This window comes from Streptomyces sp. NPDC002730, from assembly GCF_042888805.1.
GTDB lineage: Bacteria > Actinomycetota > Actinomycetes > Streptomycetales > Streptomycetaceae > Streptomyces.
In genome coordinates this window covers 355,203-379,321 of record NZ_JBIAQG010000005.1, presented here as the reverse complement: position 1 = coordinate 379,321, position 24,119 = coordinate 355,203, and the positions used below count along the sequence as shown (strand labels likewise).

Here is a 24,119-nt window from a genome sequence, read left to right as displayed (position 1 = left end):
GGGAGCTCGACGGACTCGCACTCGTACTCTCGGTCATCGCCGCGCTCCTCTCCCGGTAGGTGACGCCGGCCGCACTGGCGTGCTCCGGCTCAACTACTGTGCCTCGGACAGCGGTTCGATGCCACCGAATTACGGTCCGGACGTACGGCTCGGTCCGTCCTTGCCGTCGCACGCCGGTTGCTCATGGCCCCGACGACCTGGTTGGTGGCGTCAAGCCGCCGGTCGAGCCGGTCGAGCCGGACGGAGATCCCGTTGATGACCGGCCCGAGATCCTGAAGCGCGTGCCCGACGGTGTCCAGGTTCACCTCGACCTTGGTGACACGTCGGTCGAGAGAGGCGTAGTCCTGGCGCCGGCCACCGGCCTCCTCGGCGTCGAGGAGGTACGTCCGGACGCAGCGGGCGATGTCGCTGTCGCGAAGCAGCATCGCGACATTGAGCACCGTGCGGCGGGTGTAGAGCCTGAGATGCGCGCGCCCCTGTGGATAACCTCTCGATCCGTCGCCCTCTGAAGTGGCCAAGTTGGCCACTTCAAATTCCTGCAGGTCAGACCCCCGGAGCGTGATCATCCCGCTGGAGCCCAGCTCCTCTCGGTGCCGCTTGACGACGCTGTTGATGGCCTCCCTGTGGATTTCGAAGTACCGCGCGACGCCCTCTGTGGATACGTGCATTCCGTCCCGGAGCATGACAAGCGCCTTCACCTTGTCCAGGACTTCGACCCGCCCTTGATGCTCGCCGCGCAGCGCGCGCGACTCGAGCAGGGCGACTTCCGATGGCATGAACAATGCCTTCCGTTCGTGAAACCGATCATGGACGGCCCTCTCCCCGGGCACAGGGGTGGAGGTCGGCTCACGGTGCTGCTCACCCAATGACCGGCCCGGCTTTCGATCCGGCACCGGCAATCCCCAATTTCACGAACTCTCGTCGCTACGAACTCCAGTTGCCTCCACGCACAGTGGACAACGAACCGATAAACGCACAGTTACGCGGATACGCGTCAACCCCCGCCCACCGGACGGGGGTTGACTTACCAGCGCGATGCTCTACGGTCACTCCTCGCCGGCGAGCTTCAGCACCCGCAGCTTCTGCCCCGCATACCAGGTCGCCACCACCGTGACCCCCACCAGCAGTGCCACCGCCAGCGGCAGGCCCACGTCCGAGCCGATCAGGCCCTCGCCGCCGATCTTCTCGGCGAGCGACAGCGACCACTGCTGCACACTCAGCGTGCGCGCGCCCGGGACCAGGCTGCCGAACAGCGTCTCCCAGACCAGCGCGTAGACGAGCCCTATGACCACCGCGTGCCGGCTGACCGTCCCGAGCAGCAGGAACAGCGCGCTGTACGCGATCGAGGCGACCAGCGCCGCCACCGTGTACGCCACCGCGACCTGCTGGCCGTTGCCGTTGAGGATGAACCCTGCGACAAAGGTGGGGAGCGCCGAGAATGCCATCGTGATCGCGATCGCGACGATCAGCTTGGTGAAGACGATCGTCGACCGCTTCACCGGCTTGGCCAGCAGATAGACGATCGAGCCATCGTCGATCTCGGGCCCGATCGCCCCGGTGCCCGCGATCACCCCGATCAGCGGCACCATCGTCGCGATGGCGAACCCGCCCAGGACATCGGCGGCGACCTGGTCGTCCAGGCCGTTGAAGCTGCGTACCGCCGCCGCGATGAGCAGCAGCAGACCGGGCAGTACGAACAGAATCGCTGCCCGCCGCTTGCCGAGCACGGCCCGATAGGTGAGCCGGGCGACTGTGGGGTTGTACATGGACGTCACAGCTCCTTTCAGGCCGCTACGAGGTAGGAGAAGACCGACTCGAGGGACTCGTCCGACGGCGAGACCGTGAGCAGCCGGATGGAGTGCTCGCGGGCGACCCGCGGCAGCAGTTGGGTGAACCGGCCGAAGTCGACGGCCTGGATGCGCAGCGCACCCTCGGTCAGGTCGACCTCGATGCCGGCCGTCGACGGGTCGGCGATCAGGGCCGCGGCGAGCGCCCGGTCGTCGCTGGACCGTACGAGATAGCGGTGCGGCCGGTCCGTCATCAGCCGGCGGATCTTGCGGAAGTCGCCGGACGCCGCATGCCTTCCGGCCACGATCACCTCGATATGGGAGGCGAGTTGTTCGACCTCCTCCAGGATGTGGGAGGAGAAGAGCACGGTGCGGCCCTCCGCTCCCATCCGCCGCAGCAGGTCCATCAGCTGCATGCGCTGGCGCGGGTCCATGCCGTTGAAGGGCTCGTCAAGGAGGAGTACGGACGGCTCGTGGACGAGGGCCGAGGCCATCTTCACGCGTTGCCGCATGCCCTTGCTGTACGTCGCGATCTTGCGGTCCTGCGCGTACTCCATCTCCACGGTGGCCAGGGCGCGTTGGGCCTCCTTCCTGCCCAGTCCGTGCAATTCGGCGTTGGCGACGACGAATTCGCGGCCGGTGAGGAAGTCGTACATCGCTTCCCGCTCCGGTACGACGCCGATCTGCCGGTAGACGGACTCGTTGCGCCAGATCGTCCGACCGTCGAGCGTGACGCTTCCCGTGGACGGGTTGAGGAAACCACCCATCATGTTGATGAGCGTGGACTTGCCCGCGCCGTTGGGACCGAGCAGACCCGTGACGCCGGGGCCGATCGTCATGGTCACGTCGTTGACGGCCACGACATTGCCGAACCACCGCGAGGTGTGCTCGATGTTGATGGTGGTCACAGCCCGACCTTTCGGTAGCGGCGCATCAGGACGGCGTACGAGCCGAAGACGAGCGCGAGGACGACGAGCAGATAGACCATGCCCACGCCGGCTTCCGGCCCCGCCTTGCCGGGGAAGGCGGAAGTGGCGCCGAGGAAGGCAGTCTGTACGCCGTCGATGAGCGTGACCGGCGAGAAGAGGCCGAACCACTTGATCACATCGGGCGAGCCCGTCTCCCAGGCGATGGCCTGGACAGTGGAGACGGCGCCGTACGTGATGGTCAGCGTGGCGATCACGGCGGCGACGCCGAAGCCGCGGCGCGGCGTGAGCGCGGCCATCACCAGGCCGAGGCCGCCGAAGAGGACGGAGAGAAGCGCGACGGAAAGCATCCCCTGCGCGAATCCCTTCGTCTGGTCCACGAAGTCCATCTTGGCGAGCAGCGAGCCGATGTAGAGGATGACCAGCGGTGCCGCGGTGAGTACGAAGAGGGCCGAGGCCATTGCCCCGTACTTGGCGAGGACGTAGTCGATGCGCTCGATCGGGCGCGAGAAGTACAGCGGCACGGTCTTGAAGCGCAGATCACGGGAGACGGACTGCGGTGCCTGTGCGGCCAGGAAGAGGCCGATGACCGCCTGGGTGACGATCGCGTAGCGCGTGTAGTCGAGAGGAAGGTCCTTGAGTTTGGTGGCGACGGCGACCGCGACGATGATCGCCGCGGGCAGGCACATCACCGCGAAAAGAATCATCGGCAGCACCTTGGACTTGGCCGAGCGCCCAAGTCCGTAAGCCCCGCGCAGGGACTGCGAGTAGAGGGAGCGGCGTGCGTACGCGCGGCCGAGCCGCGGCCCGTCGTAGTTCCGGTAGCCGATGTTGTGGATCCGGGTGGTCTCGGCCCCGGTCACGGTGTTGGTCTCGGTGCTCATCGAACCTGCACCTCCTGCTCCTGGGCGCCCTGCGCGCCCTGATCACTCTGTGCCTCGGGGCGGAAGACCTCCGCGATGTGGTGGCGGCGCTGTTCCATCCGTACGAGACCGAGGCCGAGCCCGGCGACGGTGTCGCGCACCACGTCGTACGTCTCCTCTCCCGTCGCCTCGAGGAGCAGGATGTGGCCCGCGCCGGGCAGACCGTCCTCCACGCGCGCGTGGAGCGTGATTCCGGCGGCGGCGAGTGCCTCACGGAGCACCGCGGTGCCGTCGGGATGCGTGTCCGTGTCGGTGACCTCGACCGCGAGGGTCGTGGTGATCTGGGTGAAGTCGCTGGTGGAACTGGAGCGCAGCAGCGATCCGCCGTCGATGACGACAACATGGTCACAGGTGCGCTCAAGCTCGCCGAGGAGATGCGAGGTGACCAGGACCGAGATGCCGAAGTCGGTGTGGACGCGACGGATCAGTCCCAGCATCTCGTCGCGGCCGACCGGGTCGAGACCGTTGGTCGGCTCGTCCAGGAGGACCAGCTTCGGGTCGTGGACCAGGGCCTGCGCGAGCTTGACGCGCTGCTTCATACCGGTCGAGTAGCCACCGATGGGGCGATACCGCTCCTCGTACAGACCGACATGGCGCAGGGTGTCTGCGGTGCGCTCGCGGGCGGCCGTGGGCGGCAGCCCGGACATGCGCGCCATGTGGACGACGAACTCGGTGGCCGAGACATCGGGCGGCAGGCAGTCGTGCTCGGGCATGTACCCCACCTGCTCACGGATGGCGCCGCCGCTGGTGGCGACGTCGAGTCCGAGCACCGCGGCCCGGCCTTCCGTGGCGGGGGACAGACCCAGCAGGATCTTGATCAACGTGGACTTGCCGGCTCCGTTGGCGCCCACCAGGCCGGTCACACCGGGTCCGATGTCCAAGGAGAGCCGGTCAAGAGCGGTCACCCTGGGGAACCGCTTGCTCAGGCTTTCGGTCGCGATCACAGTCACATTTCGAAGGTAGTGGCGCACGACACATCGGGCGTCAGCCCTGGCGGCTGGATCGGTGTCCGACTCGAGAGGTACGGACCCGTAGGGGCCCACGACGAAAGTGGACAGCCGGTCTCGGGGCCCATGACCTTCGGATGAGTTTTCCACAGGCGGGTTTTCCACAGGCTGACGCACGACTCTTGACGCAGCCGCCGAGCATTGTCACATTCATCAGTGTCAAGTTACGGACACGTACCGCACTCGGGACGGACGGTGGCATGGCCTCAGCAGTGGCAAGCGAACTGACCGCGGAACTGCGGGGGTTCAAGGAAGTGCAGCGCCTCGCGTACGCATGCGCGGAGGCGGTCGCGGCGCAGCTCAAGCCCGGAGTGACGGAGCGCGGGGCGGCGCGGATGCAGCGTGAGTGGCTGCGTGAGCGGGGTGTGCGCGACTGGTTCCACCTGCCCTTCGCCTGGTTCGGGGACCGTACGGCCTTCGTCAACTTCCGGATACCGCTCCAGTTCTTCCCGACCAACCGCGTGCTCGAGGCGGGCATGCCCTTCATCCTCGACATGGCCCCGGTCCACAAGGGCTACACCGCGGACATCGGTTACTCCGGCTGCCTCGGCCCGAGCCCCGTGCACAACAAACTGCTCGCCGATCTGGAGGCGCACCGCGAGCTGATCCTGCGCGAGGTGCGGGAGCGGCGTTCGCTGCGCGAGATCTACGAGGACGTGGACCGGCTGATGGTCCGGCAGGGGTACGCCAACCGGCACCGCGCGTATCCCTTCGGGGTCATCGCCCACAAGATCGACCGAGTGAAGGAGCGCCGCTTCTCGCCGCATCTCTTCGGGTTCGGCACACAGTCGCTGAAGGGGCTTGCCGGCGATGCGGTGCGCGGTCACCGGGACGGCTGGTCACCGCTGTGGAGCCCGTACAGGTTCTCCGACCACCCGCCCCGACCGGGCCTGTGGGCTGTCGAGCCGCACCTCGGATTCAGGGGTACGGGGGCGAAGTTCGAGGAGATCCTGGTGATCACCGACTCCAAGGACCCTCAGCAGAGCGCGTTCTGGCTGGACGACGATCTGCCGCATGTGCGGCGCTGGGCGGAGGAGACGACCGCGTGAGCGACGCACGGGGGACCGCCGGGCCGCAGAAGACCACGATGGCCATGGTCGCCGCGATCGCCGCAATGACCGCGAGGGCCGCGATCGCCGCGCCTCTGCGCCGAGCGGGCGGAAAAGCGAACGTCAAGGAGGAAGCGTGAGTCTCAAGGGGGCGCGGGAGCGCTGGGTCCGTACGGGCGGAATCGAGCTGTGCGTCGCCGAGCTGGGGGACGCCTCGCAGCCGACCGTGCTGCTGCTGCACGGCTATCCGGACAGCAAGGAGGTGTGGTCTCAGGTCGCGGAGCGGCTGGCGGACCGCTACCGGCTCCATGTAGTGCTGTACGACGTCCGGGGGCACGGCCGCTCGACAGCTCCGACCCCGCTGCGCGGCGGCTTCACGCTGGAGAAGCTGACGGACGACTTTCTGGCGGTCGCGGACGCGGTGAGTCCGGACAAGCCGGTGCATCTGGTCGGACACGACTGGGGTTCTGTGCAGTCCTGGGAGTTCGTCACGGTCAAGCGCACCGAAGGCCGTATCGCCTCCTTCACCTCGATGTCAGGACCGTCCCTGGACCACTTCGGGCACTGGATCAAGAAGCGGATGAGCCGGCCCACACCACGCAGGATCGGCCAGTTGCTCGGACAGGGTGCCAAGTCCTGGTACGTGTACATGCTGCATACGCCGGTGCTGCCGGAGCTCGCCTGGCGCGGCCCGCTGGGCAAGCTGTGGCCGAAGATCCTGCAGCGGGTGGAGAAGGTGCCCGGCGGCGACTACCCGACGGCCTCGCTGCCGCAGGACGCGGCGCACGGCGCCTGGCTCTACCGCGACAACGTCCGTACCCGGCTGCGCCGCCCCCGCTCCGACGCGTACGCACACACACCCGTTCAGTTGATCACGCCGACCGGCGATATTTTCCTGTCCGAGCGGCTCTACGACGAACTGGGCGGATGGGCCCCGCAGTTGACGCGCCGCTCGCTGCCGGCGAAGCACTGGGTACCCCGCACCCGGCCCGATCAGCTCTCGGCCTGGATCAGTGAGTTCGTCACGGCCAACGAGGACAGCGCGGCCGGAGTGGCCGGAGTGGCCGCGCTGGACTCCGTAGCCCGGGGTCCGTACGCCGAGCGGTTCGCCGGGCAGCTCGTCCTGGTGACGGGTGCGGCCAGCGGCATCGGGCGGGCCACGGCCTTCGCGTTCGCCGAGGCGGGGGCGCGAATCGTGGCCGTGGACCGGGACGCGGAGGGCGCAGCCAGAACCGCGGAGATGTCGCGGCTGATCGGCTCCCCCCAAGCCTGGGGCGAAACGGTGGACGTCAGCGACGAGCAGGCGATGGAGAGGCTCGCCGAGAGGGTCGCCACCGAGTACGGCGTCGTGGACGTCCTGGTCAACAACGCCGGCATAGGTCTCTCGGGCTCCTTCCTCCAGACCAGCGCCGAGGACTGGAAGAAGGTCCTCGACATCAATCTGTGGGGCGTCATCCACGGCTGCCGGCTCTTCGGCAGGCAGATGGCCGAGCGCGGCCAGGGCGGCCATATCGTCAACACCGCGTCCGCTGCCGCCTATCTGCCTTCGAAGACCCTGCCCGCATACAGCACCTCCAAGGCCGCGGTGCTCATGCTCAGCGAGTGTCTGCGGGCGGAACTGGCCGGACAGGGGATCGGGGTCTCGGCGATCTGTCCCGGCTTCGTCAACACCAACATCACGTCCACGGCGCGCTTCGCGGGCGTCGACGCGGCTGAGGAGAAGCGGCGCCAGAAGAAGACCGCCCGGCTGTACGGGCTGCGCAACTACCCGCCGGAGAAGGTCGCCGACGCGATCCTTCGCGCCGTCGTGAAGAACCAGGCGGTGGTGCCGGTGACGCCCGAGGCCCGTGGAGCCCTGTTCATATCCCGCTTCACGCCCAGGACGCTGCGTGCGATCGCTCGATTGGAGCCGCCGCTGTGAGCACCGAGGAGCACACCGGCCACTACGCCATCGCGCCGCGCCGGGTCTCGTTCGACTGGGACGGGACGCCGCTGCACTGGATACCGGACGAGCCCACCGCCACGCATGTCATCAATGTGCTGCATCTTCTGCTGCCGGCCGGCGAGCGGTGGTTCGTCAAGGTCTTCAAGGAAGCGCTGCCCCTGGTCGACGACCCGGAGCTGCTGAAGGACGTCAAGGGCTTCATGGGCCAGGAGGCCACGCACAGCGTGCAGCATGCGTATGTGCTGGACCACCTGGCCGCGCAGGGGCTCGACACCGAGGCATTCACCAAGTACGTCGACCTCCTCTTCGAAAAACTCCTCGGCGAGAAGCCGCCGTTCGGGGCGCCGGTACCGACCCAGGAGTGGCTGCGCTTCCGCCTGTCGGTCATCGCCGCGATCGAGCAGTTCACGGCGGTCCTGGGCAACTGGGTGCTGCACGCCGAAGGACTCGACCGGGCAAACGCCGACAAGATCATGCTCGATCTGCTGCGCTGGCACGGCGCGGAGGAGGTCGAGCACCGGGCAGTCGCCTTCGAGATGTACCAGCACTGCGGTGGCGAGGGACTGCCACGCTATGCCCGCCGCATCGAGGGCATGGCCGTCACCGCGCCCGTGCTGGCCTGGCTCTGGGTGTGGGGCACCGCCTACCTGATCCGGCACGACCCCCAGCTCGCCGGCCGGCTGCGTTACTCCCTGCGCGAGCACAACCGCGCGGTCGGCCAAGGACTGCTGCCCACGTGGCGCGAGCTGGGCGCGGCCATACCTCGATACTTCCGGCGGTCGTACCATCCCTCGCAGGAGGGCTCGCTGCGCAAGGCCGTCGACTATCTCGCGACCTCGCCCGCGGCCCGTGCCGCGGCGGGAGCGGTGGGCCGCGCCGCCTTGTCGTAGGCGGCCTGTCATCGAGGGAGCGGGCTTGTCCGAGCAGTCAGTCGCCCAGTCAGTCGCCGAGTACCGGATCGAGGACCTGGCGCACCACAGTGGCGCCACCGTCCGTACGATCCGCGCCTACCAGGACCGCGGGCTGCTGCCGAAACCGGAGCGGCGCGGGCGGGCCAATGTGTACGGGGCCGCCCATCTCGCCCGGCTGCGGCAGATCGCCGATCTGCTCGACCGCGGCTACACCCTGGCCTCGATCAAGGAGCTGCTCGAGGCCTGGGACGCCGGGCGCGGGCTGGGCGGGGTGCTGGGTCTGGTCGCCGAGGTGCAGGGACCCTGGACGGACGAGGAGGCGGCCCGGATCTCCCGCGCGGAGCTGGACGGCAAGTTCGGCGGGAAGCCGGACGAGGCCGCCGTCGCGGAAGCGGTGGACCTGGGGGTGCTGGAGCGCATCCCCGGCCGGGACGACGAATTCCTGGTGCCGAGCCCCCAGGAGCTGGCGGTAGCCGCAGAGTTGTACGCCGCCGGGGTACCGCTTCCGGCAATCTCCGGTCATCTGCGGGAACTTCGCGGGCAGGTCGAACACATCGCCTCCCGTTTCCTGGAGTTCACCACCGAGCATGTCTTCGCCCGCTATCTGGGGCATCGGCTGCCGACCGACGCGGATGCGGCTGAGGCGGCGTCCCTGGTCCGGCGGCTGCGCCCACTCGCACAACAGACGATCGATGCCGAACTGGCGCGGGCCATGAGGACGTTCGCCACCCGCCATCTTCAGCAGCACCTGAGTGCGGAAGGACCGCCACAGGTGGAGAGTGCGCTCTGTCCGGTGACGTTGCCTCCGGAGACAATTCGCTCGGTCCAGGCCCTGGTTGGCAAGGAGAACGCGGCAGCCTTCATCACCGCAGCGACCGAACGGGAGCTGCATGCCAGAACCTTGGATGCCCTCATCTCAACCGATAGCGATTCGCCGCAACTTGACCAAAGCCCTTAAATGACCCATGAGTTGTCCACAGAATCGCCAATTCCCCTGTGGATAACTACAGTTGGCTGTGGATCAAACCTGTGGAGCGACATTTTCGATGTGGAGCGATATTTTCAGTGGCGCTGTTGGCGAGCGGACGGGCACGCTGACGGGATGAACGCAAGACCCGAACGACCCGATGGGCCCGATGAGCCCGATGAGCGACGCACCGTGAAGGTGTCGAAGTACCTCTCGAAGCATCTGCGCCACCAGCCGGAGCGGATCGGCATCGTCCTCGACGAGAACGGCTGGGTGGCCGTCGACGAGCTGATGCGGGCGGCGGCCGAGCACGGCTTCCGGATCACCCGCGCCGAGCTCGACCATGTCGTGGCTGTCAACGACAAGCAGCGCTTCACGATCGACGGCACCCGCATCCGCGCCAACCAGGGCCACTCCGTCGAGGTCGACCTGGACCTGCCTCCGGCCGAGCCGCCCGCGTATCTCTACCACGGCACCGTCGCCCGCAGCCTGGACGCGATCCGCGCCGAGGGACTGCGCGCCATGAACCGCCACCATGTCCATCTCTCGCCCGACCGCGAGACCGCGACCCGCGTCGGCGCCCGCCGCGGCCGCCCCGTCGTCCTCTCCGTGCATGCCGGAGCGATGTATGAAGCGGGCCACCTTTTCCACGTCAGCGCCAACGGCGTCTGGCTCACCGCTGCCGTACCGCCGAAGTTTCTGCGCTTCCCAGGCCGCTAGATCCTCCTGCGGTGCCCTCCTGAGGGGGCCTCCTGCGGGTCAGCGACTCAGCTGGGCAAGCCCCTCCGTGGCGATCTGCTCGAAGACCGCCTGGTCCGCTGCGAAGTCCGAGTCCGGGATCGGGGCGTGGATCACGAGCTCCGTGAAGCCGAGCTCGAAGTGCTTGCCCGCGAAGTCCACAAAGGCGTCGAGGGACTCCAGCGGCCGGCCGGCCTCCGGCGTGAAGCCGGTGAGCAGGATCTTGTCCAGCTCGGCCACGTCACGGCCGATGTCCGCGCACGCCTTGCCGAGCTTGTCGATCTGCCCGCGGATGGCCTCGACGGACTGCTCGGGCGTACCCGTCTCGAAGAGCTTCGGGTCACCTGTGGTCACCCACGCCTGCCCGTGCTTCGCCGCGAGCTTCAGTCCGCGCGGCCCGGTGGCGGCGACCGCGAAGGGCAGCCGGGGCCGCTGGACGCAGCCGGGAATGTTGCGGGCCTCCACCGCCGAGTAGAAGCTCCCGTCGTACGTCACGGAGCCCTCGGTCAGCAGCCGGTCGAGCAGTGGCACGAACTCCCCGAAGCGGTCGGCACGTTCGCGCGGCGTCCATGCCTCCTGGCCCAGCGCCGTGGCGTCGAAGCCATTGCCGCCCGCGCCGATGCCGAGCGTGATCCGCCCGCCGGAGATGTCGTCCAGCGAGATCAGGTCCTTGGCAAGGGTCACCGGGTGGCGGAAGTTCGGTGAGGTGACCAGCGTGCCGAGGCGCAGCCGCTCGGTGGCGGCGGCCGCGGCGGTCAGCGTCGGGACCGCGCCGTACCAGGGGCCGTCGCGGAAGGTACGCCACGACAGGTGGTCGTAGGTGTACGCGGTGTGAAAACCGAGCTGCTCGGCTCGGAGCCACTCGTCGCGGCCACCTTCGTGCCAACGGCGGACGGGGAGGATCACGGTACTCAAACGCATGCCTTCGAGAGTACGTGGCTCCGCAGCGGCCCGAGCGCACTCAAATGTGCGACCCGTCGCACGCCCGTGCGCCCGCGTACGGGAGAATGGATCTGTGACCTCAGCTACCGATCCCAGCCCGCTGCCCGCCACCCCCCGGCTGATCGCCACCGATCTGGACGGCACCCTGCTGCGCGACGACAAGTCCGTCTCGGACCGTACGATCGCCGCGCTGGCCGCCGCCGAGGAGGCCGGGATCGAGGTCTTCTTCGTCACAGGCCGCCCGGCCCGCTGGATGGACGTCGTCAGTGACCATGTCCACGGCCATGGGCTCGCGATCTGCGCCAACGGCGCGGCGGTCGTGGATCTGCACGCCGGGGGGAAGCTGCTGGAGGTCCGCGCGCTGGAGCGGGAGACCGCCCTCGGTGTCGTGAGGATCCTGCGCGACGCCGCCCCCGGCACCTCTTTCGCGGTCGAGACGACGACCGGCATCCACTACGAGCCGGACTATCCGCCGTTCCATGTCGACCCGGGCGCGACCGTCGCCACCGCGGAGAAGCTGCTGCACGAGGAGCGGCTGGGTGAGGGCGCCCCGGTGATCAAGCTGCTCGCGCACCACCCCGAGCTGACACCCGACGGCTTCCTCACCCTGGCCCGTACGGCCGCCGGTGACCTGGCATCCTTCACCCGCTCCAGCCCGACCGCGCTGCTCGAGGTCAGCGGCCTCGGTGTGAGCAAGGCCAGCACCCTGGCGCTGTGCTGCGCCCGGCGCGGGATCTCCTCCGACGAGGTCGTCGCCTTCGGGGACATGCCCAACGACGTGGAGATGCTGACCTGGGCGGGCACCTCGTACGCGATGGGCAACGCCCATCCGGACGTGCTCGCCGCGGCCTCCGGCCGGACCGTCGCCAACAACGAGGACGGCGTCGCGGTCGTCATCGAGCAGATCCTCGCCCGGCGTGCGGAAAGCAGCGAAGAGCTCTGAAGCAAGAGCGCTGAAGAACGAGAACTACTCGACCCGGACCCCGCGTTCGCGGAGCCAGGGCAGCGGATCCACTCCGGAGCCCAGATACGGCGTGAGCCGCACCTCGAAGTGCAGGTGCGGCCCTGTCGAGTTGCCCGTGGTGCCGGACTGCCCGATCCACTGCCCGGCGCGTACCTGCTCGCCCTGGTCGACGGTGGTCGTCGCCAGATGCGCGTACTGCGAGTAGTAGCCGCCCGGGTGCTGGACGACGATCTCGATGCCGAATCCACCGCCGCACGAGACAGACACCACCCGGCCCGCCCCGACCGACCGCACCGGGGTGCCGATGTCCACCGCGAAGTCCTGCCCGGTGTGCCGATGGGCCCAGTGCTCACCCGCGCTGTCGAACCCGGCGGACAGTTCGTACTTCTCCACAGGCGTCACCCATGCCGTGCCCGGCGGCGTTCCACGCTTCCCGAGCCGGACGACGCCCGCGCACTTGCCCGCCGCCACGCTGCGGTCCGCCTCCCCCTGCAGCTCCCACTGTGCCTCTTCCAGCTTCGAGTTGATGCCCTGCTTGATGGTTGCCAGCTGTGCCTGGCGTACCTCGAGCTCGCGCCGGGCCGTCCGGGCATTCCCCTCGGTCACGGAGAGCCGCCGCTCGGCCTGCCTGGCCCGGCCGAGGAGCTGGTTCACTGCCGTCTCCGCCTGCCAGGCTAGCCGCTGTCCGCGCATCAGCTCCTCGGGGTTGTCGGCGAACAGCAGCTGAGCGGTGACGGCGAGCGGGCCGCCGGTGCGGTACTGGGCGCGGGCGACACCGCCGATGGCGTCGTGGATCGTGGTGAGTTCGTTCCGCTGCAGTGCCAGCTTCCCCTGGAGCCGGGCCGCCGCGGTGCGCTGCGCGTCAGCGGCACGCCTGCCTTGTTCGTACTTCGCAGTGGCTTTCGCCGCGTCCTCGAACAGTCGCGCCACCTCGGCGCCGGTACCGATAACGGGCCCGTCGGACGCCATGGCGGCGGGTACCGCCGTACCGAGGAGCGCGCACAGCACCGCCAGGACGAGCAATGGCCGGTCGCGGTGTCTCAAGCACATCCTCGGATCGTCACCCGCCACCGCGGCGTTTTCGGGTACCAGTGAGGTGTCGTGACTCCACCTGGCCTACTGGGACGCCTCTCCGTACACCGTCGTACCCCCCTTCGTCCTGTCGCGGCTTCCAGCGGACCCTTCGGTTCGGCGCTGTCACGCCCTTGAGAGGAGCAGGTCCTGTCCGGCGACGAGAGCCGGGTACTAAACCGGGTACTCGGCTGTCGAGAGCCGGGTACCGAGCAGGTCCGCGGCCCGCTCGCGCTCCAGCATCCGGCGCAGCGGCCCCTCGGCGGTGGCGAGTTCTGTGTACGAGCCGCGCTGCACGGTCCGGCCTGCCTCCAGGACGACGATCTCGTCGACGGCGTCGAGCCCTTGCAGCCGGTGCGTGATCAGCACTGTCGTCCGGCCTTCCGTCGCCACCAGCAGATCCGCCGTCAGCGCATCGGCCGTCGCCAGGTCGAGGTGCTCGGCCGGCTCGTCGAGTACGAGTACGGGGAAGTCGGCGAGGAGCGCGCGGGCCAGCGCCAGCCGCTGCCGCTGACCGCCCGACAGCTGCGCCCCGTGCTCGCCGACGAGAGTGTCGAGACCGTCGGGCAGCACGTCGACCCACTCCAGCAGCCTCGCCTTGGCGAGCGCCTGCCGAAGCTCGTCCTCCGTCGCCTCCGTACGCGCGAGCCGGAGGTTCTCCCGTACGGAACTGTCGAAGAGGTGGGCGTCCTGCGCGCACAGCCCGACGAACCGCCGGACCGCGTCCCCGTCGAGCGCGGCCGCGTCCACGCCGCCGATCGTGTACGTCCCTTCCCTCACGTCCAGGAAGCGGAGCAGCACCTGCGCGAGGGTGGTCTTTCCCGAACCCGAAATGCCGACGACGGCGATGCGCCTCCCCGCGGTGAGCGTCAGATCGAATCCGCGGAGCGCGTCCCGCTCCTGTCCGGCGTACCGGGCGCCGAGTCCTCGCACCTGGAGCGGGAACGCCGTCGCCGGTGGAGCCGCCGCCCGGTCCGGCTCGTGTACGGGGACGGGCGCGTCCAGCACCTCGAACACCCGCTCGGCGCTCCGCCTGACCCGCTGCCGGTACTGCACAGCCGCCGGAAGCCCGGTGACCGCCTCGAAAGCGGCGAGGGGAGTGAGCACCACCACCGCCAAGGACACCCCGTCCAGCCGCCCGTCACGCACCGCCTGCACTCCGGCGAAGGCGGCGCACACGACGGTCAGCCCGCAGGCCAGCGCGGAGAGGCCGCCGCCGAGTGCGGTGGCGACGGCGCCCCGGGAGGCGATGCGCGTCAGCTGCTGGTCGGCTTCCCGCGTCCTCTCCACCCGTCCCTTCAGGGCTCCGGCGACGGTCAGTTCGGCGGTGCCGCCGAGCAGTTCGACGACACGGGTCGCCAGCACCCCTCGTGCGGGCGCGAGTTGACGTTCGGCCCGCCGTGCGAAAGCGCCGCTGATCAGCGGTACGGCCACACCGGCGAGGAGCAGGCCGACGGCGAGCACGGCCCCGGCCTCGGGCAGCAGCCACGCCGTGAAGCCGACAGCACCCGCGCCGACGACGACGGCCACCCCGGCAGGCAGCAGCCAGCGCAGCCAGTAGTCCTGCAGGGCGTCCACATCGGCGACGAGCCGCGACAGCAGATCCCCGCGCCGGGACTGCCGCAGCCCGGCGGGCGCGATCCGCTCCAGCCTGCGATAGACCGCGACCCGCATCTCGGCGAGCATCCGCAGCACGGCGTCGTGCGACACCAGACGCTCGGCGTACCGGAAGACGGCCCGCCCGATGCCGAAGGCGCGGGTCGCCGTCACAGCCACCATCAGATAGAGCACCGGCGGATGCTCGGACGCGCGCGAAATGAGCCAACCGGAAACGGCCATAAGCCCTACGGCGGAACCCAGAGCAAGGCTGCCCAGCAGTAGCGCGAGCCCGAGCCGGCCCCGCAGCTCCCCGGCAGCGCTTCGTACTCGTGCCAGCGGCGACCGTGTGCGCGCCGACTGCGTCGGCCCTGCGGTGTCAACGGCCTCGGCGGGCTGATCTCTGCCCACCTCCGTGCGCGCTGCCGCCGCAGTGTCCGCCGAACTCGATGTCTGAGTACCTCCGTACGCCGTAACTCCCGACCTCGCGGGCCCTGGAATCAGCGATGCGCGGCGGGAGAGCGTGACCACCCGATCCGCCACCGCCAGCAGTGCCGGCCGGTGGACGACCAGCAGCACCGTCCGCCCCTCCGCCAGCCGTCGCACCGCGTCGACGATGCCCGCTTCCGTCTCGCCGTCCAGCGCGGCCGTCGGCTCGTCGAGCAGCAGCAGCGGCCGGTCCGCGAGGAACGCCCGGGCCAGCGCGAGCCGTTGCCGCTGGCCGGCCGAGAGCCCGGTGCCGTCCTCGCCGAGCAGGGTGTCCACACCCTGAGGGAGCCCGGCCACAAAGTCGTACGCACCAGCGTTCCGCAGCGCTTCCCGCACCGCGGCGTCATCGGCGTCCGGTCGCGCGAGCCGTACGTTCTCCGCGATCGTCCCCGCGAAGAGATACGGCCGTTGTGGCACCCAAGCGATCTGCTCGCGCCACCGGTCCAGGTCGAGCGTCGCCAGATCGGTACCGCCGACGCGCACCCGCCCCTCGGCCGGCTCCACGAAGCCGAGCAGCACATCCAGCAGCGTCGACTTCCCGACCCCGCTCGGTCCGACCAGCGCGACCGTGTCGCCGGGCTCCACCGCCAGTGAGGCCGCATCCAACGACGCCTCGCCACGCCCCGCGTGACGGACGGTCACTCCGTCGAGCTCCAACCGGAGTGTGCCCGGTACCTCGCTCGTACCGCCCGCCCGCGGCTCGGTCTCCAGGACCTGGAAAATCTCCTCCGCGGCCGAAAGCCCCTCAGCCGCCGCGTGGTACTGCGCGCCCACCTGCCGGATCGGCAGATACGCCTCGGGCGCGAGGATCAGAATCACCAGGCCCGTGTACAGATCCAGGTCCCCGTGCACCAGCCGCATACCGATGCCGACGGCCACCAGCGCCACCGAGAGAGTCGACAGCAGCTCCAGCGCGAACGACGAGAGAAACGCGATCCGCAGCGTCCGCAGCGTCGCCTTCCGGTACTCCGAGGTGATCGACCGGATCGACTCGGCCTGGGCCTTCGCCCGTCCGAAGACCTTCAGGGTCGGCAGACCGGCGGCCACGTCCAGGAAGTGCCCCGACAGCCGGGACAGCAGCCGCCACTGGCGGTCCATCCGGGCCTGGGTGGCCCAGCCGATGAGAACCATGAACAGCGGAATCAGCGGCAGGGTCAGCACAATGACCGCCGCCGAGATCCAGTCCTCGGTCACGATCCGCGCCAGCACCGCCGCGGGTACCACGACGGCGAGCCCCAACTGCGGCAGATAGCGCGAGAAGTAGTCGTCCAAAGCGTCGACACCGCGGGTGGCGAGCGCGACCAGCGAACCGGTCCGCTGCCCACTCAGCCACTCGGGCCCCAGGTGAGCGGCCCGCTCCAGCAGCCGCCCCCGCAGCTCCGACTTGACCGCGGCACTCGCCCGGTGCGCGGCCAGTTCGGTCAGCCAGGAGACGACAGCCCGTCCGACCCCGACCGCCGCCAGGAGCGCCAGCGGCGTCCCCAGAGTGGAGGTGGACAGCCCCCGCTCAAACGCGCCCACCACCACGTCGGCGATGAGCATCGCCTGGGCGACGACCAGCGCCGCCCCGGCAACGCCGAGGAGCACCACCGCGGTCAAGAAGAGGCGGGTGGCCTGGGCGTACCGGAGCAGACGCGGGTCGATCGGTTTCACGTGAAACATCCCCCACTAATGAACATCGGCGATGTGCTGCGTGCCGATCCGCTTGCGGAATACCCAGTACGTCCAGCCCTGGTAGAGCATCACCAGCGGCGCGGCGATGCCCGCGCACCAGGTCATGATCTTCAGCGTGTACGGACTCGACGAGGCGTTGGTGACCGTAAGGTTCCACTCCTCATTGAGCGAGGACGGCATGACATTCGGGAAGAGCGTCAGAAACAGCATCGCGACCGCGGCAGCGATCGTCACGCCCGACAGCGCGAACGACCAGCCCTCGCGTCCCACCTTGATCGCCCCGACCGCTCCGACCAGCGCCACCACCGCGACGATCATCGCGATCAGGCTCTTGCCGTCACCGCGCGAGACCTGGGTCCAGATCAGAAAGCCGAACGCCAGCACGGCCGTGATCAGCCCCAGCTTCAGCGCCAGCCTCCGGGCCCGGACCCTGATGTCCCCCACCGTCTTCAGCGCCGCGAACACCGCACCATGGAAGGTGAAGAGCGTCAGCGTCACCAGCCCGCCCAGGATCGCGTACGGGTTGAGCAGATCGAAGAGGTTGCCGACGTACTCCTTCCGCCCGTCGATCTTCACGCCGCGCACGATGTTGCCGAACGCGACGCCCCACAGCAGGGCCGGCAGCAGCGAGGTCCAGAAGATCGCGTGCTCCCAGTTGGTCTGCCACCTCTCCTCGTCCCGCTTGTGCCGGTACTCGAACGCGACTCCGCGAACGATCAGGCAGAACAGGATCAGCAGCAGCGGCAGATAGAAGCCGGAGAAGAGGGTGGCGTACCACTCGGGGAAGGCGGCGAAGGTCGCACCGCCGGCCGTCACCAGCCAGACCTCGTTGCCGTCCCAGACGGGCCCGATGGTGTTGATCAGGACCCGCCGCTCGGTCCGGTCCCGGGCCAGCAGCTTGGTCAGGACGCCGACCCCGAAGTCGAAGCCATCGAGGAAGAAGTAGCCGACCCAGAGGAAGGCGATGAGTACAAACCAGACGTCGTGAAGTTCCATGCCTCAGCAGCTCCTCAGGGCCTCAGTACGAGAAGGCCATCGGGCGGTCGGCGTCACGGTCGTCGCCGCCGATCTTGGTGGGCGGGTTGAGGTCGGCCTCGGTGAGCTCTGGCGGTCCGGCCTTGACGTACTTCAGAAGCAGCTTGACCTCGATGACGGCGAGCACCGCGTAGAGCAGGGTGAAGACGATCATCGAGGTGAGCACCTCACCCTGCGAGGCACTGGGGGAGACGGCGTCGCGGGTACGGAGCACGCCGTACACAACCCACGGCTGACGCCCCATCTCGGTGAAGATCCAGCCCCAGGAGTTGGCGATCAGCGGGAAGAGCATCGTCCAGAGCGCGACGATCCAGTACCACTTGGTCAGCTTGGGGTTCAGCGCCTTGTTCTTGAAGAGCACCAGCTGCGGCACTTCGTCCGCGCCCGTCCGCAGGCCCGGCGGCAGCATGAACTTCTTGCGGGTGAGCCAGAGCCCGAGCAGGCCGATGGCGAAGGACGTCATCCCGAAGCCGATCATCCAGCGGAAGCCCCAGTAGGCGACGGGGATATTGGGCCGGTAGTCGCCGGGGCCGAACTTCTCCTGCTCGGACTTGTTGACGTCGTTGATGCCAGGGACGTACGAGGAGAAGTCGTCGTTGGCCAGGAAGGACAGCAGTCCCGGGATCTCTATCGCGACCGTGTTGTGGCCTTTTTCGACGTCGCCGTACGCGAACACCGAGAAGGGCGCGGGCGCCTCGCCGTCCCACAGCGCCTCGGCTGCGGCCATCTTCATCGGCTGCTGCTTGAACATGACCTTGCCGAGCAGGTCACCGCTGACAGCGGTGAGCATTCCGGCGATCACGACGGTGACCAGCCCGAGCCGCAGCGAGGTGCGCATCACCGGAATGTGCTTCTTGCGCGCCAGGTGGAAGGCAGCGATGCCGACCATGAAGGCGCCGCCGACGAGGAAGGCGGCCGTGATGGTGTGGAAGAACTGGGTGAGCGCGGTGTTCTGCGTGAGTACGTGCCAGAAGTCGGTGAGCTCTGCCCGGCCCCGCTCCTTGTTGATCCGGTAGCCGACCGGGTGCTGCATCCAGGAGTTGGCCGCCAGGATGAAGTACGCCGAGAGGACGGTGCCGATCGAGACCATCCAGATGCAGGCCAGATGGATCTTCTTCGGCAGCTTGTCCCAGCCGAAGATCCACAGCCCGATGAAGGTGGACTCGAAGAAGAACGCGAACAGCGACTCGAAGGCGAGCGGGGCACCGAAGACGTCACCGACGAAGCGTGAGTAGTCGGACCAGTTCATGCCGAACTGGAACTCCTGGACGAGGCCGGTGACCACACCCATGGCGATGTTGATCAGGAAGAGCTTGCCCCAGAACTTGGTGGCCCTGAGGTACTTCTCCTTCTCGGTGCGCACCCAGGCGGTCTGCAGGCCGGCGGTGAGCGCGGCGAGCGAGATCGTCAGAGGGACGAAGAGGAAGTGGTAGACGGTGGTGATGCCGAACTGCCATCGCGCCAAGGTCTCCGGCGCCAGAGCTACGTCCACGTCGTCTTCTCCTTACATCGCCGTGGTCACTGCGGCAGTCTGCCCCTTTAATCCCGCCCATGACGGGAGAAACGAAGCATGCTTGTGAACGCGTTCACATTCACAAGCATTATGGCTCATACGAAATTCGCACCTTCGACCGGGGGTACCTCTTCCCAAGCTCTTCAACATCTTGTTGAATCCGGCGAATGCAGATACGGATCTCCTGGCCCGCCGGCCACCTGACCGCGACCCTCGAAGAAACCCCCACGAGCACTGCGCTCATGGGGGCTCTGCCACTCGCCTCCACCGCCCACACCTGGGGCGAAGAGGTCTACTTCGACACGACCATCTCCCCCGCCCTGGAGGCAGCCGCCCGGCAGGTGGTGGAACCGGGCACGGTCGCTTTCTGGACCGAGGGCGACGCACTCGCGCTGCCCTACGGCCCCACACCGATCTCGCGCGGCGACGAATGCCGGCTCGCAGGCCCGTGCAATGTCCTCGGCCGGATCGACGGCGATCCCCTCCTGCTGGCGACGGTACGCGCCGGCGACCCGATCCGCGTGGAGAGGGTCGAGACCTAGAACTCCTTGCGGAATGCCTCGGTGACGTGCAGGAAGAGGTCGTTGGCCTCGGTCTCACCAATGGTGACCCGCACGCCCTCACCCGCGAAGGGCCTGACTACGACACCGGCCTTCTCGCACGCCGCCGCGAAGTCGAGCGTACGGTCGCCGAGCCGCAGCCAGACGAAGTTCGCCTGGGTCTCCGGCACCGTCCAGCCCTGCTTGACCAGGCTCTCGTGCACCCGTACGCGCTCGGAGACCAGCGAGCCGACCCGGCCGAGCAGTTCGTCCTCGGCGCGCAGCGAGGCGACCGCCGCGTCCTGCGCGAGCTGCGAGACACCGAAGGGGACCGCGGTCTTGCGCAGCGCTGCGGCCACCGGCTCATGGGCGATCGCAAAGCCGACCCGCAGCCCGGCAAGTCCGTACGCCTTGGAGAACGTACGCAGTACCGCCACGTTGGGGCGGTCGCGGTAGATCTCGATGCCGTTCGGGACGTCGACATCGCGGACGAACTCGATGTACGCCTCATCCAGCACTACCAGGACGTCGGATGGCACCCGGTCGAGGAAGCGCTCCAGCTCGGCACGGCGCACCACCGTGCCGGTCGGGTTGTTGGGGTTGCAGACGAAGATCAGCCGGGTCCGGTCGGTGATCGCATCGGCCATCGCGTCCAGATCATGCACATCACCCGCCGTCAGCGGCACCTGCACCGGCTTGGCCCCGCTGATCTGCGTGATGATCGGGTACGCCTCGAAGGACCGCCAGGCAAAGATGACCTCGTCGCCGGGGCCCGAGGTGGACTGCAGCAACGACTGGGCGACGCCGACCGAGCCGGTGCCGGTGGCCAGATGCGTCGCGGGCACCCCGAAACGGTCCGCGAGCTCGTTCATCAGCCCGGTGCAGGCCATGTCCGGATAACGGTTGAAGCTGTGGGCAGCGGCGATCGCGCTCTCCATCACACCGGTCAGCGGCGGATACGGGTTCTCATTGGACGACAGCTTGTACGCGACCGGGCCGCCCGAAGCAGCCGGCTTGCCGGGCTTGTACGTGGGGATGCCGTCCAGCTCGGCGCGCAGCTTGGGGCTCGTCTCGCTCACCGCGGGTCCTCCTCGACCATCTGTACACAGCAGTACTCCAATACTGCTCACCTTAAGAGGATTCACGTCCGCTGCGAATGGGGGCCCGGAAAATAGGGGGGCGCTCCTCCATATCGCGCGCGCCGGTAGCTCACTCCGTGGCGCGCATCCCTCGTAGTGGTGAGTTGAGACCTCTTCGAAACATCAACCATTCGACAGGCCCATGCAGCTGGACGCGCGAGACGCCGTGGGCGTACCACCCAACTGCCTTGATTTCCAAGGTGATTGATGATGAAAAGCCATGCAGAAACGTGCCTGTCAACGAGTGAATATGCGACCGGCTCAACCGCCCGCGCGAGCCCTACTATCGGCTCGCCATGACAGCAGCAGGGAAGCACCAGGTGAGCCGGACGGAGACATCACGCCGGGGCAGCCGGCAGAGTCGGGCGGGCATCCGAGATGTGGCCGCCGCCGCCGGTGTCTCCATCACGACAGTCTCCGACGCACTCAACGGCAAGGGCCGGCTCCCGGACGCCACCCGCCGACATGTCCGCGAGGTCGCCGACCGGCTGGGCTATCGCCCGTCCGCCGCGGCCCGCACGCTCCGTACCGGAAAGTCGGGCCTCATCGGCCTGACGGTGACGACGTACGGGGATGAACCTTTCACCTTCACCGAGTTCGCGTACTTCGCCGAAATGGCGAGAGCCGCGACCTCCGCCGCGCTCGCCCGCGGCTACGCCCTCGTCATTCTCCCCGCCACCTCACGCCATGACGTCTGGTCGAACGTCGCCCTCGACGGCACCGTCGTCATCGATCCGTCCGACCACGACCCGGTCGTCACCGAACTTGTCCGCCAGGGCCTGCCCGTCGTCTCCGACGGCCGTCCAGCCGGCACGCTCCCGGTCACCGCCTGGGTCGACAACGATCACGAAGCCGCCGTACTCGATCTGCTCGACCATCTCGCCGCCGCCGGCGCCCGCCGTATCGGCCTGCTCACCGGCACCACCACCGACACCTACACACGACTGTCCACCACCGCGTATCTCAGCTGGTGCGAGCGCGTCCGCCAGGACCCGGTCTACGAGTCCTATCCGGCCCACGACCCGTGCGCCGGAGCCGTCGCGGCCGACCGGCTGCTCGCCCGCCCCGACCGGCCCGACGCCGTCTACGGGCTCTTCGACCCCAACGGCACCGATCTCCTCGCCGCCGCCCGGCGGTACGGCCTGCGCGTCCCCGACGATCTGCTGCTCGTCTGCTGCAGCGAGTCGACCGTGTACGCCACCACCGAACCGCCCATCACCACGCTCTCGCTCAAACCGCGCCGGATCGGCACAGCGGTCGTCCAGCTCCTCATCGACGCCATCGAAGGAGTCGACGAGGACCGGCCGGTCGGGCAGGTAATACCGACCGAACTGATCGTACGGACGTCATCACAGCGCCGCCCTCAGCGAACGACTGTGAGCGCCCCGCGATCCCCTTCTCCGGACTAGACCTTCCTAATCGGTACGAAACAGTCGGCGCACCAGGGGTGCGAAACGGATTCACCACCCCTGGTGCGTCACACAGCGCGGAGCTCATTCCTATGATGGGCGCACGACACCGCGGACCACCCCGACCAGGCTGGGCCGAGAGGTGAACGGCGGCGCGACGGTGGTGGAGGGGTCGATGACTCAGGGGGCCGGTCAAGGACCCGTGGTGCGGACGGCGACGTTGCGCGATTTCCGTGTACCGCCCTATGCGCAGGTTCCCGTGCAGTCGCAGGAACCTCAGTCCGCTGCACCGCAGCAGCAGGAACCGCCATCCGCGGCGCCGCAGCAGCACGCACCGCAGCCGCAGGAACCACAGGCACAGCAACCACAGCCTCAGCCACAGCGGTTTCAAGTACAGCAGTCCACGGAGCCCGGCCATCCCGGCAACGCGGTCCCGGAGGGCGAGACCCCGGACGGCTACACCCCCACCGCGCGCGACCTCCCGGTCATCAGCCGCAGCGGCCCCGGCGACACCGTCCAGGTGCAGATCAACCCGTCCGAGACGCCCGCGGCCGACGGGCTCGGCCCGCTCTATGTCGTCGGCGACGTCCACGGATATCTCGACGAACTCCACGCGGCCCTCACCGAACAGGGCCTCATCGACGCGGACGGCCAGTGGGCCGCGGGCAACGCCCGGCTCTGGTTCCTCGGCGACTTCACCGACCGGGGCCCCGACGGCATCGGCGTCATCGACCTCGTCATGCGGCTCTCCGCCGAGGCCGCGGCCGCCGGCGGCTACTGCAAGGCCCTGATGGGCAACCACGAACTGCTGCTGCTCGGCGCCAAGCGGTTCGGCGACACCCCCGTCAACTCCGGGGCCGGAACCGCCACTTTCCAGGCCGCCTGGCTGCTCAACGGCGGCCAGAAGTCCGATATGGACCGTCTGCAGGACGTCCATCTGCAGTGGATGGCGCGCCTCGACGCCATCGAGCTGGAGGACGAGCATCTGCTGATGCACTCCGACACCACGGCCTATCTCGAGTACGGCGACTCGATCGAAGCGGTCAACGACACCGTCCGCGAGACCCTGACCCGCAATGACGCCGACGAGTGCTGGGACCTGTTCCGCAAGTTCACCAAGCGCTTCGCCTTCCGCGACGACGGCGGCCCGCAGGCCGTACGCGAACTGCTCTCCGCCTACGGCGGCCGACGCGTTGTGCACGGCCACAGCCCCATTCCGTATCTGCTCGGCGAGGTGGGCACCGAGGACGGTGAGGACGGCGCGCGTCCGGTTGTCGAAGGCCCGCATGTGTACGCCGACGGCCTCGCGATCGCCATGGACGGCGGCGTGACCATGGCCGGAAAGCTGCTTGTGGTCGAACTCCCGCTGCATGACTGAGCCAACCCTCGACAGGGGATTTACGGAAACCCCCTGTCACCCCGTGCCGTAACCGCTCTACCATCGGCTTATCCGTAGCAGGCTCTCCTCCGTTTCTGCCCAACCGCCCGGTCGATG

21 protein-coding genes are annotated in these 24,119 nt (G+C 68.5%); 10 read left to right on the top strand and 11 right to left on the bottom strand.

What is annotated here, in order from left to right:
* Positions 1-89: 89 nt before the first annotated feature.
* The 5 genes from ACFYXH_RS15400 to ACFYXH_RS15380 all read right to left on the bottom strand — a co-directional run bounded on the left by ACFYXH_RS15400 (position 90) and on the right by ACFYXH_RS15380 (position 4,580).
* Positions 90-776: a hypothetical protein gene (locus tag ACFYXH_RS15400; protein ID WP_389563018.1), complete on the bottom strand. Its 687-nt coding sequence runs from the start codon at positions 774-776 to the stop codon at positions 90-92.
* A 270-nt stretch (positions 777-1,046) separates the two neighbouring features.
* Positions 1,047-1,766 carry an ABC transporter permease gene (locus ACFYXH_RS15395; RefSeq protein WP_389562773.1) on the bottom strand — a complete coding sequence of 240 codons (720 nt, stop codon included), beginning with the start codon at positions 1,764-1,766 and terminating at the stop codon, positions 1,047-1,049.
* A gap of 17 nt (positions 1,767-1,783) precedes the next feature.
* A complete protein-coding gene (locus ACFYXH_RS15390; RefSeq protein WP_327324706.1) occupies positions 1,784-2,695 on the bottom strand; it encodes an ABC transporter ATP-binding protein in 912 nt (303 codons plus the stop codon).
* Complete coding sequence (locus ACFYXH_RS15385) at positions 2,692-3,597, bottom strand: ABC transporter permease (protein WP_389562771.1); 906 nt, start codon at positions 3,595-3,597, stop codon at positions 2,692-2,694. Before ACFYXH_RS15385 ends, ACFYXH_RS15390 begins: the two co-directional genes overlap by 4 nt.
* Complete coding sequence (locus ACFYXH_RS15380; protein ID WP_362684651.1) at positions 3,594-4,580, bottom strand: ABC transporter ATP-binding protein; 987 nt, start codon at positions 4,578-4,580, stop codon at positions 3,594-3,596. The genes ACFYXH_RS15385 and ACFYXH_RS15380 overlap by 4 nt, the downstream gene beginning before the upstream one ends.
* A 263-nt stretch (positions 4,581-4,843) precedes the next feature.
* Here ACFYXH_RS15380 and ACFYXH_RS15375 point away from each other — a divergent pair, with 263 nt between their 5' ends.
* The 6 genes from ACFYXH_RS15375 to ACFYXH_RS15350 all read left to right on the top strand — a co-directional run bounded on the left by ACFYXH_RS15375 (position 4,844) and on the right by ACFYXH_RS15350 (position 10,235).
* A complete protein-coding gene (locus tag ACFYXH_RS15375) occupies positions 4,844-5,692 on the top strand; it encodes a M24 family metallopeptidase (protein ID WP_389562769.1) in 849 nt (282 codons plus the stop codon).
* Positions 5,689-5,832 (top strand): hypothetical protein, encoded by a 144-nt coding sequence (locus tag ACFYXH_RS15370; RefSeq protein WP_389562767.1) that lies wholly within the window; start codon positions 5,689-5,691, stop codon positions 5,830-5,832. Before ACFYXH_RS15375 ends, ACFYXH_RS15370 begins: the two co-directional genes overlap by 4 nt.
* On the top strand, positions 5,829-7,613 hold the full coding sequence (locus ACFYXH_RS15365; RefSeq protein ID WP_389562766.1) for an SDR family oxidoreductase: 1,785 nt from the start codon (positions 5,829-5,831) through the stop codon (positions 7,611-7,613). The genes ACFYXH_RS15370 and ACFYXH_RS15365 overlap by 4 nt, the downstream gene beginning before the upstream one ends.
* On the top strand, positions 7,610-8,527 hold the full coding sequence (locus tag ACFYXH_RS15360; protein ID WP_389562764.1) for a metal-dependent hydrolase: 918 nt from the start codon (positions 7,610-7,612) through the stop codon (positions 8,525-8,527). The genes ACFYXH_RS15365 and ACFYXH_RS15360 overlap by 4 nt, the downstream gene beginning before the upstream one ends.
* Before the next feature lie 25 nt (positions 8,528-8,552).
* On the top strand, positions 8,553-9,506 hold the full coding sequence (locus ACFYXH_RS15355) for a MerR family transcriptional regulator (protein ID WP_389562763.1): 954 nt from the start codon (positions 8,553-8,555) through the stop codon (positions 9,504-9,506).
* A 144-nt stretch (positions 9,507-9,650) separates the two neighbouring features.
* Positions 9,651-10,235 (top strand): RNA 2'-phosphotransferase, encoded by a 585-nt coding sequence (locus ACFYXH_RS15350; protein WP_389562761.1) that lies wholly within the window; start codon positions 9,651-9,653, stop codon positions 10,233-10,235.
* A 39-nt stretch (positions 10,236-10,274) separates the two neighbouring features.
* Here the strand turns inward: ACFYXH_RS15350 and ACFYXH_RS15345 are convergent, their stop codons facing one another.
* Positions 10,275-11,174, bottom strand: a complete 900-nt coding sequence (locus ACFYXH_RS15345; protein ID WP_385304186.1) for an LLM class flavin-dependent oxidoreductase — start codon at positions 11,172-11,174, stop codon at positions 10,275-10,277.
* Positions 11,175-11,268: 94 nt separating this feature from the next.
* On the opposite strand from ACFYXH_RS15345, the gene ACFYXH_RS15340 reads away from it, so the two are divergent.
* A complete protein-coding gene (locus ACFYXH_RS15340) occupies positions 11,269-12,138 on the top strand; it encodes an HAD family hydrolase (RefSeq protein WP_389562759.1) in 870 nt (289 codons plus the stop codon).
* Between the two features lie 24 nt (positions 12,139-12,162).
* On the opposite strand, the gene ACFYXH_RS15335 is transcribed toward ACFYXH_RS15340, so the two are convergent.
* From ACFYXH_RS15335 to ACFYXH_RS15320, 4 genes are all read right to left on the bottom strand, one after another.
* Positions 12,163-13,209 (bottom strand): M23 family metallopeptidase, encoded by a 1,047-nt coding sequence (locus ACFYXH_RS15335; RefSeq protein WP_389562757.1) that lies wholly within the window; start codon positions 13,207-13,209, stop codon positions 12,163-12,165.
* A 195-nt stretch (positions 13,210-13,404) separates the two neighbouring features.
* The gene (gene cydD / locus ACFYXH_RS15330; protein WP_389562756.1) at positions 13,405-16,968 is read right to left on the bottom strand and encodes a thiol reductant ABC exporter subunit CydD; all 3,564 of its coding nucleotides are present in this window, start codon (positions 16,966-16,968) and stop codon (positions 13,405-13,407) included.
* A gap of 15 nt (positions 16,969-16,983) precedes the next feature.
* Positions 16,984-17,985: a cytochrome d ubiquinol oxidase subunit II gene (gene cydB / locus ACFYXH_RS15325; protein WP_389562754.1), complete on the bottom strand. Its 1,002-nt coding sequence runs from the start codon at positions 17,983-17,985 to the stop codon at positions 16,984-16,986.
* Between the two features lie 22 nt (positions 17,986-18,007).
* Positions 18,008-19,516: a cytochrome ubiquinol oxidase subunit I gene (locus ACFYXH_RS15320; protein WP_389562752.1), complete on the bottom strand. Its 1,509-nt coding sequence runs from the start codon at positions 19,514-19,516 to the stop codon at positions 18,008-18,010.
* Between the two features lie 188 nt (positions 19,517-19,704).
* Here ACFYXH_RS15320 and ACFYXH_RS15315 point away from each other — a divergent pair, with 188 nt between their 5' ends.
* The gene (locus ACFYXH_RS15315) at positions 19,705-20,079 is read left to right on the top strand and encodes a cyclophilin-like fold protein (RefSeq protein WP_389562750.1); all 375 of its coding nucleotides are present in this window, start codon (positions 19,705-19,707) and stop codon (positions 20,077-20,079) included.
* Here the strand turns inward: ACFYXH_RS15315 and hisC are convergent.
* The gene (gene hisC, locus ACFYXH_RS15310; protein ID WP_389562748.1) at positions 20,076-21,155 is read right to left on the bottom strand and encodes a histidinol-phosphate transaminase; all 1,080 of its coding nucleotides are present in this window, start codon (positions 21,153-21,155) and stop codon (positions 20,076-20,078) included. The two genes, ACFYXH_RS15315 and hisC, sit on opposite strands and share 4 nt — an antisense overlap.
* Before the next feature lie 356 nt (positions 21,156-21,511).
* On the opposite strand from hisC, the gene ACFYXH_RS15305 reads away from it, so the two are divergent.
* Together ACFYXH_RS15305 and ACFYXH_RS15300 are read left to right on the top strand one after the other, a co-directional pair.
* A complete protein-coding gene (locus ACFYXH_RS15305; RefSeq protein ID WP_362684169.1) occupies positions 21,512-22,624 on the top strand; it encodes a LacI family DNA-binding transcriptional regulator in 1,113 nt (370 codons plus the stop codon).
* Between the two features lie 175 nt (positions 22,625-22,799).
* Positions 22,800-24,002, top strand: coding sequence for a metallophosphoesterase (locus ACFYXH_RS15300; protein ID WP_389562746.1), 1,203 nt, complete (start codon positions 22,800-22,802; stop codon positions 24,000-24,002).
* Positions 24,003-24,119 lie beyond the last annotated feature (117 nt).

What these genes read in the sequence shown, in the direction of transcription:
- ACFYXH_RS15400 (WP_389563018.1), bottom strand. Translation starts at nt 776, where the DNA reads ATGCCATCGGAAGTCGCCCTGCTCGAGTCGCGCGCGCTGCGCGGCGAG.
- ACFYXH_RS15395 (WP_389562773.1), bottom strand. Translation starts at nt 1,766, where the DNA reads ATGTACAACCCCACAGTCGCCCGGCTCACCTATCGGGCCGTGCTCGGC.
- ACFYXH_RS15385 (WP_389562771.1), bottom strand. Translation starts at nt 3,597, where the DNA reads ATGAGCACCGAGACCAACACCGTGACCGGGGCCGAGACCACCCGGATC.
- ACFYXH_RS15375 (WP_389562769.1), top strand. Translation starts at nt 4,844, where the DNA reads ATGGCCTCAGCAGTGGCAAGCGAACTGACCGCGGAACTGCGGGGGTTC.
- ACFYXH_RS15350 (WP_389562761.1), top strand. Translation starts at nt 9,651, where the DNA reads ATGAACGCAAGACCCGAACGACCCGATGGGCCCGATGAGCCCGATGAG.
- ACFYXH_RS15345 (WP_385304186.1), bottom strand. Translation starts at nt 11,174, where the DNA reads ATGCGTTTGAGTACCGTGATCCTCCCCGTCCGCCGTTGGCACGAAGGT.
- ACFYXH_RS15335 (WP_389562757.1), bottom strand. Translation starts at nt 13,209, where the DNA reads ATGTGCTTGAGACACCGCGACCGGCCATTGCTCGTCCTGGCGGTGCTG.
- cydB (WP_389562754.1), bottom strand. Translation starts at nt 17,985, where the DNA reads ATGGAACTTCACGACGTCTGGTTTGTACTCATCGCCTTCCTCTGGGTC.
- ACFYXH_RS15315 (WP_389562750.1), top strand. Translation starts at nt 19,705, where the DNA reads ATGCAGATACGGATCTCCTGGCCCGCCGGCCACCTGACCGCGACCCTC.
- ACFYXH_RS15305 (WP_362684169.1), top strand. Translation starts at nt 21,512, where the DNA reads ATGACAGCAGCAGGGAAGCACCAGGTGAGCCGGACGGAGACATCACGC.
- ACFYXH_RS15300 (WP_389562746.1), top strand. Translation starts at nt 22,800, where the DNA reads ATGACTCAGGGGGCCGGTCAAGGACCCGTGGTGCGGACGGCGACGTTG.